13 protein-coding genes and 2 pseudogenes are annotated in these 20,476 nt (G+C 66.7%); 6 read left to right on the forward strand and 9 right to left on the reverse strand.

The window, feature by feature from the left end:
* Positions 1-41: 41 nt before the first annotated feature.
* The 3 genes from SHTP_RS12085 to SHTP_RS12095 all read right to left on the reverse strand — a co-directional run bounded on the left by SHTP_RS12085 (position 42) and on the right by SHTP_RS12095 (position 6,419).
* The gene (locus tag SHTP_RS12085; protein ID WP_096370714.1) at positions 42-1,064 is read right to left on the reverse strand and encodes an AAA family ATPase; all 1,023 of its coding nucleotides are present in this window, start codon (positions 1,062-1,064) and stop codon (positions 42-44) included.
* A 413-nt stretch (positions 1,065-1,477) separates the two neighbouring features.
* Positions 1,478-4,636 (reverse strand): MFS transporter, encoded by a 3,159-nt coding sequence (locus tag SHTP_RS12090; protein WP_096370715.1) that lies wholly within the window; start codon positions 4,634-4,636, stop codon positions 1,478-1,480.
* The gene (locus tag SHTP_RS12095; RefSeq protein ID WP_096370716.1) at positions 4,587-6,419 is read right to left on the reverse strand and encodes an FAD-dependent oxidoreductase; all 1,833 of its coding nucleotides are present in this window, start codon (positions 6,417-6,419) and stop codon (positions 4,587-4,589) included. Before SHTP_RS12095 ends, SHTP_RS12090 begins: the two co-directional genes overlap by 50 nt.
* 225 nt (positions 6,420-6,644) lie before the next feature.
* Here SHTP_RS12095 and SHTP_RS12100 point away from each other — a divergent pair.
* Positions 6,645-9,881, forward strand: a pseudogene (locus SHTP_RS12100) (LuxR C-terminal-related transcriptional regulator).
* Positions 9,882-9,927: 46 nt separating this feature from the next.
* Here the strand turns inward: SHTP_RS12100 and SHTP_RS12105 are convergent.
* Positions 9,928-10,260, reverse strand: coding sequence for a YnfA family protein (locus SHTP_RS12105; protein WP_096370717.1), 333 nt, complete (start codon positions 10,258-10,260; stop codon positions 9,928-9,930).
* Positions 10,261-10,280: 20 nt separating this feature from the next.
* A complete protein-coding gene (locus SHTP_RS12110; protein WP_096370718.1) occupies positions 10,281-10,880 on the reverse strand; it encodes a TetR/AcrR family transcriptional regulator in 600 nt (199 codons plus the stop codon).
* A 76-nt stretch (positions 10,881-10,956) separates the two neighbouring features.
* Between SHTP_RS12110 and SHTP_RS12115 the strand changes: the two genes are divergently transcribed.
* The 3 genes and pseudogenes from SHTP_RS12115 (at position 10,957) to SHTP_RS12125 (ending at position 13,943) form a co-directional block, all read left to right on the forward strand.
* Positions 10,957-11,985, forward strand: a complete 1,029-nt coding sequence (locus SHTP_RS12115; RefSeq protein ID WP_096370719.1) for a zinc-dependent alcohol dehydrogenase — start codon at positions 10,957-10,959, stop codon at positions 11,983-11,985.
* Between the two features lie 604 nt (positions 11,986-12,589).
* Positions 12,590-12,787 (forward strand): annotated as a pseudogene (locus SHTP_RS12120) (GMC oxidoreductase); the annotation flags it as partial.
* Between the two features lie 328 nt (positions 12,788-13,115).
* Positions 13,116-13,943, forward strand: a complete 828-nt coding sequence (locus SHTP_RS12125) for a DUF1906 domain-containing protein (protein WP_096370720.1) — start codon at positions 13,116-13,118, stop codon at positions 13,941-13,943.
* A 92-nt stretch (positions 13,944-14,035) separates the two neighbouring features.
* Here SHTP_RS12125 and SHTP_RS12130 read toward each other — a convergent pair whose 3' ends face one another.
* The 3 genes from SHTP_RS12130 to SHTP_RS12140 form a co-directional block, all read right to left on the reverse strand.
* A complete protein-coding gene (locus SHTP_RS12130; RefSeq protein ID WP_231991416.1) occupies positions 14,036-14,761 on the reverse strand; it encodes a ParA family protein in 726 nt (241 codons plus the stop codon).
* Positions 14,762-15,053: 292 nt separating this feature from the next.
* Entirely contained in the window at positions 15,054-15,482 is a 429-nt protein-coding gene (locus tag SHTP_RS12135; protein ID WP_012394646.1) for a cellulose-binding domain-containing protein, read from the reverse strand.
* 192 nt (positions 15,483-15,674) lie between these two features.
* Positions 15,675-16,646: an NAD(P)-dependent alcohol dehydrogenase gene (locus tag SHTP_RS12140; protein ID WP_096370721.1), complete on the reverse strand. Its 972-nt coding sequence runs from the start codon at positions 16,644-16,646 to the stop codon at positions 15,675-15,677.
* A 91-nt stretch (positions 16,647-16,737) separates the two neighbouring features.
* Between SHTP_RS12140 and SHTP_RS12145 the strand changes: the two genes are divergently transcribed.
* Complete coding sequence (locus SHTP_RS12145) at positions 16,738-17,127, forward strand: hypothetical protein (protein WP_231507238.1); 390 nt, start codon at positions 16,738-16,740, stop codon at positions 17,125-17,127.
* A 102-nt stretch (positions 17,128-17,229) separates the two neighbouring features.
* Entirely contained in the window at positions 17,230-17,796 is a 567-nt protein-coding gene (locus SHTP_RS12150) for an FKBP-type peptidyl-prolyl cis-trans isomerase (protein ID WP_373122364.1), read from the forward strand.
* Positions 17,797-17,855: 59 nt separating this feature from the next.
* On the opposite strand, the gene SHTP_RS12155 is transcribed toward SHTP_RS12150, so the two are convergent.
* Positions 17,856-20,438, reverse strand: a complete 2,583-nt coding sequence (locus SHTP_RS12155; protein ID WP_096370722.1) for a PE family protein — start codon at positions 20,436-20,438, stop codon at positions 17,856-17,858.
* Between the last annotated feature and the right edge of the window lie 38 nt (positions 20,439-20,476).

The raw sequence follows: 20,476 nt of genomic DNA on the forward strand, positions 1-20,476 counted from the left end.
TAGAGCCGGCCGTTGGCGCCGACTGGGGGTGATGGAATTTGTCACGGGGAGCGCGACGCCCCAACTTGGCGTTCCGCGCGGTCCACACCGCTGTCCTTCACGCGGACCGCAGGAGTGAGCTCTTCGATGGCGCGCAGAGCCGTCGACGTCCTTTCGTCCCAGTCGCCACTGACCACCACGAACGGGCGTCTGGCCGTCTTCAGGGCGTGTTGGCAGCGCGCGAAGAACTCGCCGCGATCGCCGGGCCGGCCACCCCTCTGGTCTGCGTTGCAGGGCAGATCGGGTTTGGTGAGCAGCGTGAGATCGTAAGGACGCCGGGCACAACAGTCGAGTTCGCGCGGGCTGTGCCCAAGCAGGAACTCGGCCCATACGGTGGTCGCGAGGGGATCGGTGTCGCAAATCAGGATGCGATCGGCATTGCGGGCCAGCGCCTCTTCCGACGCGATTTGTCCGCGAACGATCTCGGTCCAATCCTCTAGCGAGTCGGGATTGAGCCCCCGCGGTGTCCTTGCCCACTCCGGCACCCACGTCGTTCCGAGCCTTTCGGCGAGGGCTCGTGCGAGGGTGGTCTTACCGGTGGATGCGGGGCCGATGATGCTGATGCGCTTCACGAAGGCAGGCCGCACGCACCGTGGGATGTAGCGCCAGTAGGCAAGCGGGTCCGCTCTGATGCGCGTTCCGCTCACCGGAACGATGTTGCGGGCTTGATCGACCGCCACGAAACGCGCTCCGAGAACCTTGGCGAGGTCCTCGCCGTAAGGCTCGGAAGCAAAGACGAAGTCGGGGCGCCGGGGGAGTACCCGCTCGAGGCGCTGCTTCCAGATGTCCCAGTACGACGGATGCTCCGGCGGATGCTGTGGGTTTTCCACGGCAACGGTAACCACGTGGTCGAAGGGAAACAGCTCACGCATCCAGGCAAATCGTTGGGTACCCGAAATCGGGTCTTCGTCCTGTACCGAGATCACGATGGTCAGATCATCCACCCATCGGCTTGCGAACTCGCCGAGATAGACGTGTCCGGCATGGGGTGGTAGGAACCTCCCGAGCACCATGCCGTGAGTCACGAGGGTGCTCCCGCGGTGACGGGGCTTCCGGGCCTACCGCTGGGCCGATCGGATCCAACCGCCGGCGCCTCCCCGACGGTGCGCCCGAGCAACTGCCGTGTGACGCCTCTCATCCGCGGGTAGCCGCCGAAGATCTGCGTCATCGCCGCACTATCTCGTCGCCCAGTGCCTGCGCGCAGTCTCGCGTAGCCCGTAGGACACCACCGTGGGGTAAAACATGATGGTCACCAGGATAAACGCCGATCTCTGACGGTGCGGCAAGTTTCTGCGCAGCATTCAAAAGATTGGGCGGGCGTCGAAAACGGGGGACCACTCAGTTTGCTGGCGGTGCCACCGGTGGTGGGTGGTTCACGCCCAACCCCGCTGGCGTCCTGGTGCGTCAGGCAGGGGGGATTTGTTGGCGGCCTGTCGGTTCACGGGAACACCAGCTTCATGATCTGCGGCAGCGCTTGGCGGGCAGCCATCCGTCCCGCCTCACGGGCGCGGTCGATCTGGTGGAACTCGAGAAACCCAATGCCGCTGGGATTGGGCTGAATCACCACGTCGGCGTGCGCTAGTACCTCGGAGGAGGTCATCGCGCTGCCAATCGTCAACGCGCGCAACAGGGTATCGGTGATCCCTGGCACCTGTAGCCGCTTACCATGCCGACTGTCTGGAGCGCTGTCCCGATTGCCGCCGGCCACGTTCACCGCAATCACCGGGCCTTCCGGCCCGGCGAGCGCGGTCACGGGCACGTTGTCGAGGATGCCGCCGTCGACGTGCAGGGACCCCGCATGGGCCATCGGCGGGTACATCACCGGCAGCCGCATCGAGCAGCTGATCACGTCGGTGAGTAGACCGCTGCGGTGCACGACCGACTGGCGGGCCAGTAGATCGACACTGACGCAGCGGAACTGCTTCGGCAACTCCTCGACCAGCCGGTCCCCGAAGGCACTGCGCAGGGCGACCTCGGTGCGCTTCCCCCGCAGGAATCCCTTACTCGGGAGGGTGAAGTCGCTGTGGTTCTTGCGCACGAAGTACTCGTAGATGTAGGCGTCCACTCCGGCCGCGTCCACGCCGTCGGCGGCCAGCGCCGCCATGAGCGCGCCCATACTGGTGCCGGCGTAGCGGTCGACGGTGATCCCGGCCGCCTCCAGCTCCTCCAACACGCCTAGGTGGGCACACGCCAACGCACCGCCGCCGCCAAGGACCAGCCCGACCGAACGGCCGGCGATGCGCGCGGCCAGAGGGCGCAGGTCGTCGGCAATCGTTGCGGGGTGAACCGTATGCACCGACCGCGGGGTGATCAACTCCTCCCACTCCCGCCGGTACACGGGAGCCGCCGAGGGGCCGGTGAGGACCAGGTCGACGCCCGGTGCTTTGGCCGTTAGTCGCCGAGGAGGCGCCAAGAAGTCCCGGGCCACCAGCACCACCCGATCGGCGACGCGCACGCAGAAGTCCAGCCACGGTCCGTCACCGACCGTCGCCTGCAACACCACCCGGTCGGCGGACCGCTCGGCACGCTCCAGCCCGTCGGCGTTGACCCGGCCGGGGGCCACCGCCCGCAACCGCTGGGACAGGGCGGCGCACAGTTCGGTGGCCACCACCGTCGCGGGCGCGCCGGCGTCGACACCGATGACCGCGACGACGACCTCGCGTGCCGGCGGCCGGCTAGCCGTGCGCGATGTCGGCACCTGACGATTGGCCAGTACCGAGGCCAACACACCGAGCAGCCGCGCGTCGGCGATCTTGGCGAATTCGGACTTGGGCACGCGCAGCAGGGACGAGTCGCGCACCGCCAGGACCGACGCGCTGCGGGGCGCGTCGCGCAGCACCCCGACTTCGCCCACCAGTTGGCCGCGACCCAGTACGGCCACCAAGCCGTGTTCGTCGATCACCTGCAGGCGCCCGCTGCGCACCACGTAGAGCGAGTCCGATACGTCGCCGGCCCGGAACAGGTACGAACGCGCTTGCAGCTCAACGTGTTCGGCGTGGCGATGCAGGTCGGGCACGGCCTGCAGCACGTCGATATCAGGGGAAGTCGACACAACCGGGGCCACGCTCGGCTGCGGTAGGGGCGCCTGCGCCGGCGGTACGGATTCGGGCGTGACGGCCTCTGCGGGGGCAGGGCGGATGCGGCCCAGCCAAACCGCGCCGAGCGCGACGGCGACGAAGCAGATCGCCGCCATCGTCCAGCCGCGGCGCAGAGACTCTTCAGCCGCACCAGGCGCCGGTGTGCCCACCAGAATCACCAGCAGCGCGACGCCGATTACGGCCCCGACCTGGCGGATGGTTCCGGTCACCGCCGAAGCGGTGGCATAGCTGCTGCCCGAGGCCAGCCCGGCCAGGGCGGCGCTGCCCAACAGCGGGAACGCGGCGCCCACACCGATGCCCTGCAATATCTGGCCGGGAAGCCATTCGCCGAGGAAGTTGGGGGTGGTCCCGACGCAGGTCAGGGACCACAGCAGGCTGCCGGCCCAGATCAGCGCGCCGACGCCGATGATGACGCGGTAGCCGTGCCGGTCGGCAACCCGGCCCAGCAGCCCCGCGGTGACGGCCGCGATGATCGCGGCCGGACACACCGCCAGGCCGGCCTGTAGCAGCGTGTAACCCCACACGTAACTCAGGAACAGGACATGGGTAAGCAGATAGGCGTAGAAGCCGGCGCTCGCGATGGCGGTGAGTGCGCTGCCGGCCACGAACGAGCGGATGCGCAACAGCGCCGGCTCCACCAGCGGCGTCGGGTGGTTTCGCGAGCTCATGACAAATCCGATCATCGCCAGCGCCGCGGCCACCAAGGACCCGATTGCGGGCAGGCTGGACCAGCCCCAGTCCGGGCCCTTGATCAAGCCCAGGGTCAGCAGTCCCAGCGCAGTGGCCAGCATCGCCGCGCCTCGAACGTCGGGCACCCGTCGACGCCCGCAAGCCCGGCTCTCCACCAGCGCCCGGCGCGCGGCCAGCACTGCCACGATGCCCAGCGGCAGATTCACCAAGAAGACCCAGCGCCAGTTCAGCGCCTCGACGAGCGCGCCCCCAATGGGTGGGCCGAGACCGGCCGCGATCGCCCCGGCGGCACCCCACAGGTTCACCCCGTGGGCTCGCCGCTCGGCGGGAAAGCTCTCCACGACGAGCCCGAGTGACGCCGGAACCAGCACCGCCGCGCCGATGCCCTGCAGCACCCGGAATGCAACCAGCTGCTCGACGCTGTCGGCGGCCGCACAGAGCCCGGACGCGATGGTGAACAACACGACGCCGTAGACGAAGAGCCGCTTGCGCCCCAGCAAGTCAGCGAGCTTGCCCGCGGCCACCAGGAATGCGGCGAAGACGATGTTGTAGGCGTTGAGTACCCACGATAAATCGCTGATGCCGCTGTGGAAGTACCGCTGGATATCGGGGAACGCGACGTTGACGATTGTGGAGTCGAGAAACGCCAGGAAGGCGCCGAAGGCCGCTACCAGCAACACCGTGGCCGGGGAAGGCTGGCGTCGCCGGCCAAGCCGGAAATGAGGGCCGCCAAGGCGCCCGGATCTATCGGGCTCCGCGTCACCGACGGGGGGCGCTTTCCGGGTGGGGGACAGGGGTTGGACAGCCATGGGGGACTCCGTTCTCTGATGGGCAGGCTGCGCCGGGTGGATCGCAGGGTGATTCGGGAGGGCGGCGACGGTTCCAAAACCATCGATCCACCCGTCGCAGAACCGCGAATGGGACGGGATCGTTGAAGTCGATCCGTAATTCGGGTGCGGCGTCGGCAGCGCCGACACCGAGGATGTTGTGGGCCGCCAAATAGCCTGAGCTTGCGGCCTTCTCCATGGTGGGGACCAGAAAAGTCAACTCCGGTGAATAGCTGGCCTCGCCGGCCGGAAAGAGGTTGCCTACCTCGGTGCGAATGCGTGGCGATCGGTCGCGCGCACCGGGCAGCAAAATAGTGAGCGGTGACAGATTGGCCATGCGCTGTCCGCGGGCCGGCGCGCTGGCCAGATGCGGAGGCAAATCACTGGCCAGTCTTTGATAGTCGGTCTCGCTCAGGTGTTTCAACTCATCATCAATGTGCCAACCCGCTATGTGCGAGCGATCAAGGCCGCATTGGGCCAGACATTCGGTCGCGATTTCATCCGGCGTGCACTCGCTTGCCGGCTGACCGAAAACCGGGCCAGGCGTGTCGACGTCACTCCAGGTGATCGACAGAACGTATTTGGTGCCCGCGGGCAGCGCGACATCTGCCCAAAACCCTTCGCCCTGCAGAACCGAAACCAGCGCCCACTCGCTTTCGAAGTGCGTACCGACGACTCCCGGTCGCACATGCGCAGGCCATGTTGGGGGAATGTCGCGCAAGAAGACCTGCAATCCGTTCGATGACTCGAGCGCGATCGCGTGCTGCTGGGTGAGGTGAGGGAGATGTCGGCTGACACAATCTCGTTCGGCTAGCCGGCGCAGCGTGAGATAGGGCAGGGCAAGAACGGCGAAGTCGCAGCCAAACCGACGCCCATCAGCCGACACCAACGCGGTGACGCGGCCGTCTCGAAACTCGAGATCGTCTATGCGCGTGTCGAACTTAAGGTCGACACCGAGGGTCTGCAGGTGCCGAATCCAGGGATCGACCATGCGCTCGCTGGGCGGGCCGTTCATCATCATGATTGACGGCGCGGTAATGCCGTTGAGGGCCGCCGGTCGGCTGGTGAAGTGGAACAGGCCCTTGAGGATGATCGGTGCAATCGCGGCTGCCTCGGCATTAGGTCGCACTGCGACGAAAATGCGTGGCAACGCTGAAAAGAACGCCTGCGCGCGAGGGGCCTTCTTGCCGAGTTGCAGATAATCCTCATACGCGACATCGGCCAGCTCCGCAGTCAGTCGCTCTGGGCACATCCAGAGCAGCCGCACGTGTGCAGGCAGGTAGCGGATGGCATCGATGGGTGACACTCCCCTGGAGGCCATGCCGACGATGACCAGTGCGCTGCGCGCCACCATCCGGCTGAATTGTGCAAGTGGCTCAAACACTCTGGCGAGCAACGCGAAGGTCGTCCGCCGGCGTCGCGCCGGAGCGGGGGCGGCGGCCCGACCGAAGGTGCGGTGACGGTATACGCGAACCGCATTGACCCCGACGAGATTGTCGAGAACGGTTTTGCCGCTTTCGGTGGGTATGCGCAAGAACAGCGTCAGCAGAGTTTGGTAGTAGTCCAGGTAGACCCGAAGACTGTGTTCGGTGGGGTGACCATCCGGTCGGCGCAGACTCTTTGCTTTCCCACCGGCTTCGGGTGCCGCCTCGCACACCGTGACCCGAACCCCGGCTTCTGCCAGGATCATCGCGGCAGCCATCCCGGCAATTCCTGCTCCGGCAATGACCACGTGCGGGATTGGCGATTTTTCGGGGTGACGCACGACAGAATTCCTTCAGGGCTGGTACTGGAAATTGCGGATGATCCGACGGTCCCATGCGCGCTGCCCGAAGGAATCGGTCGGAACGCGTAACTCGGTCGGTCGGGGGGTCGTAGCTTTGCGAGCGCCGTCGTCCGTGCATACGTACTTCGACCGATATTTGGGCTATCGCCGTTGAGCTGCTGGTTAAGATGATGACGTTGCAGACCGGCCGTCATTGACTGGAGCGTGGATGAGTTGCTGCTGACGGACACGGTGACGCTGCTATCGGCCGATATCGAGGATTCTGCGCGGCTGCGGCAGACACAACCCACCGAACTCAGTGCGGCGCTGGAACGGCTGGATCAGATCCTGACCGATGCCGTGTCGGCATACGGCGGTGTTCGAGCTGTCGAGCAGCCCCCCGGTGAGAGCCTGGTGGTCGCGTTCGGACGTGCGCAGGACGCGGTGGAGTGCGCGTTGCAGTTGCAGCAGGCGCCGCTGGCGCCCATTCGGTTGTGTATCGGAATACACACCGGTGAGGTGGCACAGCCGCGTGACGACGGCACCTACGTCGGCCCGACGATCGACCGCACGGCGCGGCTGCGGGACCTGGCGCGCGGCGGCCAGACGCTGCTGTCGGCCGCGACCAAGGACATTGTTATCAACCAGCTTCCGGAGCAGGCCTGGTTAACCGACCGCGGATTGGCGCCGCTGCGCGATCTCATTCACTTCGAACGCGTAGCGCAGCTGTGTCATCCCAACCTTCGCAACGAGTTCCCGCCGCTCTGTGTGACGAAAAGCCCTGCCGCGTCCGGTCTTCCGGTGCACCTGACAAGTTTTGTGGGCCGCGGCCGCGAGCTGGCCGAGGTCCACGGGCTGGTGGTGGAGAACCGACTGGTGACATTGATCGGGTCCGGTGGGGTGGGCAAGAGCCGCCTAGCCGAACAGGTCGTTGCCCAACTGGCGGCGCAGTTCGTCGATGGTGTGCGCTACGTCGATCTGGGCTCGATCACCGATCCCGCCGTCGCGCCGATCACGATGGCTCGCGCGCTGGGCCTGCCGAACCAGCCCGGCCGCTCGGCGATGGACACGCTGCTGCACCACCTCGGTGATCGCCAGATGCTGCTGCTGGTCGACAACTGTGAGCATCTACTCGATGCCAGCGCCCCGCGTCTGGGCGCCATGCTGCGCGACTGCCCCGGCTTGAGGCTGCTGGTCACCAGCCGCGAGCCGATCAAGGTCGCCGGCGAGGTGACCTGGCGGGTGCCGCCGTTGGCCGTTGGCGACGCGATCGCATTGTTCACCGATCGCGCCCGCCTGGCCCAACCCGATTTCGCCCTCACCGATGACAACGCGGGGACCGTGAGCCAGATCTGCCGACGGCTGGATACCCAGCCGCTGGGCATCGAGCTGGCGGCGGCGCGGGTACGGACGCTGTCATTGGCCGAGATCTCTGCGGGCCTGGACGACAAGATTCGGCTGCTCACCGGCGGCGCGCGTACCGCCGTCCCGCGCCAGCAGACCGTGCGGGCATCACTTGAGTGGTCCCACGGTCTGCTCACCGATACCGAACGAGTGTTGTTTCGCCGCCTCGGTGTGTTCGTTGGCGGATTCGACCTGCAAGCGGCGCAAGCGGTGGCCGCCTTCGGCGACGTGCACCCCCGCGACGTGCTGGGCGATTTGTCGCAGCTGGTCGATAAATCGCTGGTGGTAGCCGACAGCTCGAACGGCAGAACGCGCTATCGGCGGTTCGAGGGGGTAGGCCAGCTGGCCTTGGAGAAGCTGCGTGAGGCCGGCGAGGCCGATATCGCGCGTGCGCGTCATTGTGACCATTACACGGCTGTGGTCGCCCCGTTGGATCTACCCGCGCGAGCCGACTATGACTTCCTGCTGGCGCGGGGCGAGGGCGAACTAGAGAATCTGCGCGCCGCGTCGGCGTGGTTGTTGGAGAGCTCCGATGGTGAATCGGCGCTGATGCTGGCGTCGCGGCTGCAGCCGCTGTGGTTGGTCCGGGGCCGGATCAGCGAGGGACGCAGCTGGTTTGATGCGGCCCTGGCCGGCGCGAGCGTGCTCGAGGTCAGCCCGACGGTGCGGGCCCGGGCGCTTGCCGACGCGGCCGTTCTGACGATGTTCGTCGACGTCGCAACAAGTCTGGAAAGCGCCGCCGCGGCGTTGGCGATCGCACGTGAGCTCGATGACCCGGCCTCGTTGGTCCGGGCACTGACCGCCTGCGGATTGACCGCGAGCTTCAGCCATCACACCGAAGCGGTGGGGCAGTATTTCGCCGAGGCGGCCAGCCTGGCTGAGGAATTGGACGATCAGTAGGGCCTGAGCCAGATTCTGAGCTGGCAGAGCAATGCGGCGGTGGTGGCCGGTGACGCGATTGCGGCACGGCGAATCGGTACCGAAGGACGCGATCTTGCCGATGCGATCGGGGACCGGTTCAATTCGTGGCTGTGTCGGCTCAGCTTGGGATACGCGCAACTCTGGCAGGGCGACTTGACCGGTGCCACCACGCAATTCGGTGCGCTGTCCGAAGCGGAAAACCTTGCTTCTTTGAGCTCTAAGGGGCTCGGCGACGCGCTGGCCTATCGCGGCGACGTCGACGCAGCCAGGACGGCGGCCGAGGCGGCGCTGGAGCGTGCCGCCGAGTCGAGCGAATATGCTCTGGGACTGGGCTATTCGACGGTGGCGCTGGCGGCGCTGGCCGGTGGTGACGTCGAAACGGCGCGCAACGCAAGCGACCTAGCCTGGCACAAGCTGAGTGTGCAGCCCTACGCGGCGATGTTCTGGCACAGCTTCCGGGCCGAGATCGCCCTTGCCTGTGGAAACGTGGCCGGGGCCAAGCGCTGCGCCGATGAGGCCGTCTCGGTGACGACGGGGTGGCACCGTGCGCTGGCGCTGACCACCCGCGCTCGGGTGGCGATGGCCGAGGGCGAGCCGGAACAAGCCGAACGTGCGGCTTACGAAGCGCTCACGTGCGCGGCTGACGTCGGGGGGCGCACCTGCCTGCCGGATATCCTCGAGTGCCTCGGCGCGCTCGCCGCCGATCAGGGCAGAGATCGCGAGGCGGCTCGCGTGTACGGCGCGGCCGAGGGCATCCGACAGCGCATCGGCGCGATGAGGTTCAAGATCTATGACGCCGGCTATCAGAAGTCGGTAGCCGCCTTGCACGCCACGATGAGCACTGACGAATTCGACACCGCCTGGGCCCACGGCGCCGCATTCTCCGCCGAGGAAGCGATCGACTACCTCCAACACCGCCGCGGCGAAAGAAAGCGGGCGACAAGCGGCTGGGTGGCCCTGACCCGAGCCGAACTCAACGTGGTACGTCTTGTGGGGCAAGGCCTTTTCAACAAGGACATCGCCCAGCGGCTGTTTCTCTCGCCGCGCACGGTGCAGACGCACCTCACCCACGTCTACACCAAACTCGGCTTCAACTCCCGCGTCCAACTCGCTCAGCAAGCGGCGCAGCATTCCTAGGAATTGCGCTACCGGGCAGTGACATTCCGGCTTGTTTAGGCGCGATCTAGTGTGCGCGTGGGGCGTACATGATGACGCCCACTCCGGCCAGGCAGATGAGGGCGCCGACAATATCGGCGCGGTCGGGCCGGAAGCCGTCGAAGGCCATGCCCCACAGCAGTGAGCCGGCGACGAAGATGCCGCCGTAAGCGGCCAGGATCCGGCCGAAGTGGGCATCCGGCTGCAGGGTGGCCACGCATCCGTAGAGGCCCAGGGCGATGACTCCGGCGCCGATCCAGGCCAAGCCGCGTTGCTCACGTACTCCTTGCCAGACCAGCCAGGCGCCGCCGATTTCGGCGACCGCGGCGACAATGAACAGCAGTATTGAACGCACAACCATGGTGGCTGACCCTACGAGATCTAGCTGTGGGCGTCCGGTGACGTGGCCCCGGGCAATACGGCATCGATGGCACGGCCGAGCTGAGCGGTCACGAGGTCCAGCGGCGCGATGCTTTGTTGGGCGCGGCACATCGCGACGGTGCCCTCGACGGAGGCCACGATGAGAGTTGCGACCTGTTGTGCGTCTTGCTCCGCAGCGCCGGCGTCGCGCAGGGAATCGGCCAGCATTGACGTCCAGCGCTGGAACGCGGTGGTTGCAGCACTCCGGGGCGCGTGATGCTCCTCGGGGAGGTCCTCCACTGACACCGCCAGGACTGGGCATCCAGCATGAAAATTGCTGTCAATCACGATTTTTCGCCACATCGCCAGGAAGGCCGACAAACCGGCCTGTGGTCCTGCCGCCAGCTCTCGGGCGAGGACACCAACGGTGAGGTCGTCGGCCCACCGGACGGCTTCGGTCGCGAGGTCGTATTTGCCGCCGGGGAAGTAGTGATAGGTCGAGCCCAGGGGCGCTTGAGTGTGTTTGGCCAGTTCGCGAACGCTGGTCGCGTTGAGCCCACGACGGCTGATCATCTCTGCGGCACCGGCGACCATGCGCTGTCTTCCGGAATCTTCGGCCACGACGGTACTCCTTGCTATGACGATCGTTATAGTCTAGCGTCGGCACCAGGTTATAACGGTCGTTATAGGAGTGTCCATGAGGAGCCTGACTTTCGTTGCACCCGGCACGTTGCGATTCGATGAGGTCGACGCTCCGACCATCCTGGATCCGGGCGACGCGCTGGTTCGACCGTTGGCGGCCACCACGTGCGACCTCGATCATCACGTCATCGCCGACAAGACCCCGTTCTCCATGGCTGCACCGTTCGCCCTCGGTCATGAATGCGTGGGTACCGTCGTCGAGGTCGGCAGCGAATGTACCGATTTCGCGATCGGCGATGTAGTGGGAGTGGCGTGGCATATCGCCTGCGGAACGTGCGCGCAGTGCCGTATCAACCATCCCGCCCGATGCCTGCGTTACGGAGATGCGCAATATGGCCTGCCCGTAAACGGCCTGTGGGGTGGCACGTTCTCCGAATTGATTCGGGTGCCGTTCGCGGACTACAACTTGGCGCCACTGCCGGCCGGCGTGGATCCCGTGCACCTGGCCTCCATCGGCGACAACCTAGCTCTGGGATGGGAAGTGGTGGTGCCCACGGTCGCTGAGATCGCCGACCCGCGGGTGGCGGTCTTCGGGGGTACGGGTTCGATCGGGCTCTACTGCGTTGACGCCGCGGTGCACTGTGCTGGTGCGCACACGGTCTACTACGACGACGACCCGGTGCGGATGGCGGTCGCTGAGCAACTTGGAGCCGAAGTCGCCGACATCAACGGCAAGCGGGAGAAAAACTTCGATCTTGCGGTGGATGCCTCTGCCGATCCCGAACGGCTCAAGATGGCGCTGCGGTCGGTGATGCCGGAAGGACATGTCAACAGTGTGGGCATCTACTTCCAGGATGTCGCGTCGCCGATGCTGCAGCTATATATGCGTGGAGTCCATTTTCACAACGGCAAAGGTCACGCTCGGCCCAGCATGACGCCGACACTCGACGCGGTTGCCGCGAATGTGCTGCATCCCCAATTGGTCACCTCCGGGATCTACGGATGGGACGAGATGCCGGAGGTGCTCACCTCAAAGCAGGCCGGGCATAAGCCGATCTTCGTACTCGACGCGTCTGGCCATTGAGCTCGGGGATCTCGCCCATCGATTGCCATTACGTCACGTGACGTAACTGCGCTGCGCTAGGCCTCGATCTGGGGCTCGGGTGCGGGCTCTTTGGGTGGTGGGGGGTACGCACGGGGGGTAGATCCGCGGATGGTCAAAGCGGGGTCATGCAATCGGGTCGGTCCCGTGTGTTGTGTGGATCCGCGGCCGGTCCGTTCGGGATGACTCGTCGCGATGATCGCCTCGATAGTTTGTGGAGATGCGCTCGTTGGATATTGTCACGTGACGAAAACGTGTGCGCATGGCGCGGGGAAGGTCGGGCGCCCACTTCGGTTGGTCGGTAGGCATAGGCGGCCGAGTGGTCAAGGAATGGCATGTCATTCATCGCCGGGTCAACGTGTGCCCAGGGGTGTGCGTGCGCAGCACATCGGCGTCGATGTCGTCGTGGCGGTGTTGGCAGGCGACGTCGGAGACCTGGCTGTGTCAACAAGCGACGGTCACCAAGACGTGTGTGGCGATCCCTATATATGCCACCCAATGTGCCGATAAGAGACATTATGTCAAGTTAACCACTGCATATTGCATCAGATGAATCAACGCCTGACCTGTTTCTCGCCACCGCTGCACCTGCGCGATGGGAGCCTTTGACGCACGCGGTAGGCCGAGGTCGGCCGCCACGGTGCTCGACACCGACTGTCGCGTGTACCGCGTCGCCGGTCTTCGAGTGGCCGATGCGTCGGCGATGCCCGCCATCACTTCCGGGAACACCAACGCGCCAGTCATGCTGGTCGCAGAGCGCGCAGCGCGGGCGATCCTGGGATGAGTCGGTCAATACCGAGTGGTCCCCAACCGCCACGCCCAAGCATTACTTGGCAGCTCGGAGTCGCGGGCGTTGGACACACTTTGGACGCACACTCGAGACTGTTCGGACACTTGGGCCGAATGACTATGCAGAGAACCGAAGATGGCGGGTTACCAGTAGCCGCCACCTGAAGCGTACGTCGACGGCCCCACCAACGACACGCCGAGGCGTTCTCATTCGGCGTGGCCATTGCCGAACGGTCACCGCTTGGTATCCATTTGGGAACGCACCCGCGTTTCGGCTGGCGCAGGTCTATCGGCAACAGCAGTCACATCGTTAACATCGCGCGATGCACAATTTGCCCCTGCCGCCCAGCGCTGTTCGATCGCGAGCGATTTCCCGGCGCGACGCGCTGCGCTACACGACTGCGTTGGCCGGGCTCGGTGCCGCATCGGCGGCCTGCGGCATGCCCACCGCGGCCGCCGCCGCTCCCCCTCGACTGATCGACTTCGCCGCGCATCAGATTCCGGCGCAGCAGATCCGGGCTGCCGGCTACAGCGGTGTGGTCAACTACGTTTCGCTGTCGCGTCCCGGCTCATCGTTTGGCGCTAAGCCGATTACCCGGCGCTACGCCGATTCACTGACGGCCGCGGGCTTGGTGATAGTCAGTAACTACCAATACGGCAAACCGGGTGGGTCAGCGCCGTCGGACTGCACGCGGGGCTATGCCGGCGGCGTCGCGGATGCGCGCACCGCCTGGCAGCTGCACACCGCCGCGGGCGGCGGCCAAGGTGCGCCGGTCTTCTTCACGGTCGATGAGGACATCAATCGCGATACCTGGAACCGCGTTGCGCTGCAATGGTTTCGCGGAATCAACTCGGTTCTTGGGGTTCAACGTACCGGGGTTTACGGAGGAATCGATGTGTGTCAGTGGGCCGCGGCCGATGGTGTTATCGGATCTTCGGGCACACCCGGCCGCCGGTGGGCCTGGCAAACTCGAGCCTGGTCCGGCCATCGGATCTACCCGGCCGCCGTTCTCTACCAGCGCGTCGTGAGCACCAAGTCCAGTCCTGGCCCGCGGGTCGGCGGATTCGAAGTCGACGTCAACGACGTTCTGGCACCGGACTGCGGACAGTGGAACCTCCATCAAGGGCATCGGAATGGCGATGCGCGATAGCCGCTGCTGGCGTTCGCTGAGCTCGGCATCATCGCGTGCGACATACAGACCCCAAGAGCCTCACCGGTGTTATTGCGCCAACCACCGATTCGTCAGGGCTGCACGTTCGGGGGCGTACTAGCGGGTCGACCCAACAGGTCGCGTTCCAGGAAGCCTTGGAAGACTCGCGCGAGATTGGTCGCGATGGTGTCGTGGCAATCACCGAGCCGCGTGCCGCCTTGGAAAGCCTCATTTATGACGGCACGCCTCGGCACCTCGGCGCGGACTTCGTCGCCAAACTCGCGGTACGCCTTTTCCCGGATCGACCGCTCGATGCCGATCCGACTGTCGAAGGCGGACAAGACAACACCGCACCATCTGAGTGGATGTGTTCGTTGGACACTTTCCACCCTGTTCCGCGCCTCCTTGGCCTTCCGTAGCGCATCGAGGGTTGGGGTGATCGGCGCGTATGCCACATCACCTAGATGCATTGCCAGCGCTTCCAAAGAGCCGGTGCGACCGCCGGTGTCGATCAGCAGAAGTTCATAGCGGTCGAATATCCCCGCAACTGTAAAGATGCGTCGCAACAACCCGGTGTCCGATACGCCTATGCCCGCGACGCGGCCTAACGAAGCGCCGGCGGGCACCAAATCCACCGAGGGCCATGTGGTTTCAATAATCTCTTCGGGTATCCGCTTGGCGCCCTGGTCGGGCTTGCCCCAAAAGTCGATTCCGGCATCTTCTAGGACGGAACCCAAGCCGGTTGAATGCTGCGACACCCCAAAGTGATTAGACAGATCCCGGCTCGCGACGCTTCCCCTGCCAGCATCATCTGCCAAAGCGTTTTCGCTGTTCCGCCCTTGCCGGAAAGCACCAGCGCCGACACGGCTACCACTGCGTGCCCCCGCCGAGTGCCTGACTCACCTGCGCTACATCCCTCCGTCACGTTCGCGCTATGGCCAGACATCGCGCGCGGTAGTTAGCCTATAGGTTGCCGGAATTCTGCACAGCCGATCATCGAGCTCAACTTGGCGACTCCTGTCGGACGCCCAGGCAGGACATGGCACATCCAGCGCCGATGCTGCACCGGCGCATCGCGAGGGCTGATGACTTCTGGACCTCGGAGTGCTCCTAGGAGCAACGATATTGTCGGTTGAGCATGCAATTGGTCGGTGGCGAGTACGTGCCGAGCAACACTCCTCGGAATCCACCGGTAGCTGAACCGCCAGGTGCAATGACGCGATTCCAGTTCGCGGGGCTCACAACATAGTGCGTGCCGGATTGCGCGACGGTGCTATTCCACGCGTGCGAGATGGATTCTCCCGCCGGCAAGTCGAATTCAAGCCGCCAGTCGCTCATCGGTACCAGGCTCGCATTGGTGATCGCGAAGCGCGCGATGAAGCCGGTCTGCCACGTATGTTCCACCGTCAACGTTGCCGTGGCCGCGGCCGCGTGAGCCTCGGGGCTAATGGCGAGTCCGGGGATGGCGACCATCAACGCCAACAGAGTGACGTGAAGCGCTGTACGCCAGCGCTTCACGAAGCTGTCCAGTCTGGCCATGACAGCCAACACTAGAGACATCAAATCGATATTGGCCGTTGCGTCGCGGGTGGGCTGCAGTACCTTTGCGCAACCGAAACCGTCATGAGATGTTGGCATCGCCGCACTCGTCGGGCCCCGGGGTGCCCCGCATTGGCCCCGCACTGTCGCGCAACTGACCGTCGGCACAGTCAAAGCGCCCGGCAGACGATCTCAGGGTTCGAGGATCAGTTTCCCGGTCATGCGGCTGGTCTGGCTGAGCCGGTGGGCCTCCTCGGCGCTGGTGAGTGGGAGCTTCTGGGCGATGCTCACCCGCAGCTTGCCGGCGGCCACAGCATCCACCAGCGGTTCCAGCCGCGCGCCGTTGGATCTGCCCAGGATTGCCTTGGATTTGAACGGGGGCACCACCACTTGCACGGCGGAGCTGGGCTCGTCACCGGCAACCATGATGTGGCGGTCGCGCGAAGACAGCAGTGCCCGACACCCGGCGCCGGAGTAGCTGCCCACGCAGTCGATCACGACGTGAAATGGGGCATGCGGCTTGGCCTGCGCCAGTGCGTCGCCCTGGTTGTAGTCCAGAACGAGGTCGGCCCCTAGGTCCTTGACCATCTCGACGTTTTTTGTCGAGCACACTCCGACCACGAAGGCCTCCTGCAGCTTGGCGATCTGCACGGCCAGCTGGCCCACGCCCCCGGAGGCACCCAGCACCAGCACCCGCCGGTCGGCGGGCGGCACTTGCCGGATTCGGCCCAGCTCCACGACCGCCATCCAGGCGGTGACACCGCCCACGGGCAAGGCGGCGGCCACTGCGGTGTCGACCGTGTCCGGGACGCGGCAGAGCTGGTCCTCGCGCACCAGCACGGTGTCGGCGTATGAACCCCGCTGACCACGGGAGAAGTTGGTGCCGCCCACCACCCGGTCTCCCGGGGCGGCGCGCGTCACGCCCGGACCGACCGCCTCGACCACTCCGGCGAAGTCCACCCCCACCACCACCGGTGGCTTTGGTCCGATCAGGCGTGCCGCCAGCCGCAGGGGGCCCGAGCTGCGCATCTTCCAGTCGACCGGGTTGACCCCGATCGCCTGGACCTGTACCCGGACTTCGCCGGCTTTCGGTTCGGGCGTGGGTAGCTCGATGAATTCTAGCGGTTCTGCCGGATTCCACGTTCGCTGCGCCATGGCCTTCATGCCCCAGAGGCTAGTGAAACGGGTTCCCTACCGGTGACACCGGACCGGTCCCCGGGTCTCGGGTCGGTCAGGCGCCGGCGGGACTTACGGCATGGAAGATCGCCGTGCGATATGCATCGATTTCCTCGGTACCATTGATGGCGCTAGAGAAAGAAGGATTATTTCGATGAGGTTGACGACGTTTTCTGGTGCCCGCCGTGGCTTTGGAAAAGTATTGGCAATAGGCGCTTTTTGCGCCGCATCTGCCCTCATTGCTGCCGCCCCCGCCGGCGCGGACCCGGTCAACCCGTTTGACCCTGCGGATTGCATGGCGAATGCGGATGCCCTATGCAACCTCGGCCCGTATGGGCCGAACAGTCCTCTCAACCCCGCGAGCCCGATGGATCCGGTAAACCCGATGAACCCGGCAAATCCGGCAAATCCGATGAACCCGGCAAATCCGATGAGCCCGATGAACCCCGCTAATCCCAGCCATTTCTGAGCGGTTCCAAAGGGCACAGCTCAATGCGCCGCGTGGCGCCGCCGCTTCGCCTGGTCGGCTACGGCAGGGCTACCAATTGGGGCGGTGACCAGTGGCTGTAGCCTGAGCGCCGTGAAGTCCTTCCGGGTTTATTCCTCCGCTGTACTTGCCGCCTGCGTCGCGGCAATCGGCGTTCCGCTCGCCGCATCGGGAACGGCAACCGCCGCCGCTTCGTGTCCAACCGCGGCGCCGTCCAGTGGCACGACGCCGGAGTGGACGCTCAACGGGGCCACCGGCAGCGTTGCCGTCACCGGATCCACCGAGACGGCGGCTCCAGTCGTGAAGGTGTCGACCCCTTTCAGCGTGAATCAAACCCAGGTGCACACGCTGCAAGCCGGCGACGGCCCCGTGGTCCCGGGTACCGCGAGGGTTTCCGTCTGCTACATGGGCGTCAATGGGCGCGACGGGTCGGTCTTCGACAGCAGCTACGAACGGGGCGCCCCGGTCGTCTTCCCGCTCAATGGGGTGGTGCCGGGCTTCCAAAAGGCCATCGCGGGACAAAAAGTCGGCTCCACGGTTGCCGTCGCAATGACCTCCGCCGATGGTTACCCCGACGGCCAGCCCAGCGCTGGCATCCGTCCGGGCGACACACTGGTCTTCGCGATCAAGGTCCTCAGCGCCTCGAACTGATTCGCGGCCTGCGGGCCGTGCGACCTGAGTTGGCGGTCCCCGTCGTTTGGTTGCCTCGACTAGGGCGAGCCGTTGAGCCCTTCGTCGCCCAGCAGGACCCCACCTGACCCACCGGCGCCGGGGGTGCCGGTTCCAACGTTGCCGCCGTTGCCGCCGTTGCCGATCAGCACGGCGTTGCCGCCAGTGCCGCCGTCGCCTCCAACGCCGCTCGATAGCGACTGTCCGCCGGCCCCGCCGGCCCCGCCGATTCCCAACAATTGACCGCCGGCACCGCCGTTGCCGCCCGAGCCCCCGTCGCCTGCACCGACCACGCCACCGAACCCGCCGGCTCCACCGGCCCCACCGAAGCCTAGCCACCCGGCTGCCCCGCCCATCCCGCCGTCACCAGCGGTTTTCGTGCTGGAACCGCCAAATCCTCCAGATCCCGCACTGGAGAACAACAGGCCGGCGTTGCCGCCGTCCCCGCCGTGTCCACCCACGACACCCAGGCCAAATCCACCGTCACCGCCGGCCCCGCCGCTGCCGAACAGCATCCCGGCATTGCCGCCGGTGCCACCAATCCCCCCAGCCACATCGCCAAATCCGCCGCTCCCGCCCGCACCGCCGGGCCCGCCGAACGCTCCGGCATCGCCCCCGGCCCCGCCGGCGCCACCGTTTGCCGACTCGCTGGCTCCCCCCGCCCCGCCGTCGCCGCCACCGGCGCCGACCAGCCCACCCAGTAGGCCGCCGGCCCCGCCGCTCCCGCCGTCACCACCGTCTCCGTTGACGTCAGCCCCGCCGGCACCGCCCAGCCCGGCCGCACCCAACAGCCCGCCGGCCCCGCCGGCACCGCCGCTCCCGCCGGTACCGCCGGTCAGTGAGAATCCGCCGACCCCGCCGACCCCGCCGGCACCGGATAGCCACCCGCCCGCCCCACCGGAGCCGCCGCCGCCGTCATCGGAGGCCGAGCCAGCGCCGGCGCCGCCGGTGCCGCCGGTACCGATGAGCCCGGCTGCCCCGCCGTCACCACCGGCGATACCCGAGCCGGCAGCTCCGGAGCCGCCGGCCCCGCCGTCACCAAGCAACCAACCCCCGGGCGACCCACTCGCGCCGCTGCCGGTAGCCCCCGGGGCTCCATTGCCGATCAGCGGGCGCCCGGTGGCCGCCTGAATGGGGGCATTGACCGCGGTCAGCGCTTGTTGCTGCAAACTGTGCAGCGGTGAGCTGCTCGCCGGGGCGTCGAATCCGTCGGCTCCCAGCAGCACACCACCGGTACCGCCGACACCATTGCCACCGTTGCTCGGACCCGCTCCGCCGGTACCGGCGTTGCCACCGTTACCGATCAGCACTCCGTTGCCGCCGTTACCGCCGTCGCCTCCAGCCGCCGTACCTTCGCCACCCGCGCCACCGGCGCCTGCGTTGCCGATCAGCAGGCCCGCCCGGCCTCCCGTTCCCCCCTGGCCCCCAACACCGCCGGTGCTGGAGCCGCCGACTCCGCCGACGCCGCCGTCGGAGAACAGCAATCTGCCGGCCCCGCCGCCCCCACCCGGGCCGGCGGTCGCGTCGGCACCGTCTTCCCCGCCGGCCCCGCCGCTGGAGAAGAACAACCCACCGTCACCGCCGGTCCCCCCGGCCGCCCCGGATGTACTGCCGAATCCTCCGGCCCCGCCCGCCCCACCGGTGCCGAATAGCCCCCGCACGCCGAACACCCCGCCGGCGTCACCGCCGGAACCACCGCCGCCGCCGCCTGTCACACCGCCGTATCCGCCGGTGCCGCCGGCCCCGCCTGGGTCACCGAGCACCCCAGCGCTGCCACCCGTCCCGCCGGCTCCGCCATTGTGTTGTCCCATCCCGCCGATGCCGCCATCGCCTCCGCCCGCACCGACCAGTCCGGCCCACGGCCCCCCGGCTCCCCCGGCTCCTCCGGCCCCACCGGTCGCGCCACTCCCGAGACGGCCCGCTCCGCCTGCCCCGCCGGTTCCGTCGGCACCCAGCAGACCCCCGGCCCCGCCATCGCCGCCGGCCCCGCCGACCGCGCCAACGTCGCTGGTCGCCCCACCTGCCCCGCCGACTCCGCCACTACCCGACAACCAGCCCCCGGTCCCCCCAACCCCTCCGGCACCACCGTTACCGACCGTGGAGCCGCCCCCGGCCCCGCCCGCACCTCCCGATCCCAGCAGCCCGGCCGCCCCGCCGTTACCTCCCACTTGGCCGGTGGCGCCCGACCCGCCGGCGCCGCCATCGCCGAGCAGCCAGCCGCCATCGCCACCATTGGCGCCGGTGCCCGGCGCACCGTTGGCGCCATTGCCGATCAGCGGCCGCCCGGTCAACGCCTGTACCGGCGAATTGATCGCCTCCAGCAGCTGCTGAAGCGGTCCGGTGTTGGCGGCCTCCGCAGCTGCGTAGGCGCCTCCGGCGCTGCTCAGCGCCGGCACAAACTGCTCGTGAAAAGTTATCGCCTGCGCGCTCAACTGCTGATAGGTCTGACCGTGAACAGAAAACAGCGCCGCGATCGCCGCTGATACTTCGTCTTGGGCCGCGGCGACGATGGTTGTGGTCTGCGTCGTCGCCATGGCGTTGGCGGTGTTGACCGAAGAACCTATGTCCCTTAGCTCGGTGGCCGCGTGTACCACGATTTCCGGAACCGCCGTCAGCGCGGTCATGTCGAACCTCCATAAAGCTCACAACCAGCCGGGGGGTT

It is taken from the genome of Mycobacterium ulcerans subsp. shinshuense (genome assembly GCF_002355775.1).
Taxonomy (GTDB): Bacteria; Actinomycetota; Actinomycetes; order Mycobacteriales; family Mycobacteriaceae; genus Mycobacterium; species Mycobacterium marinum.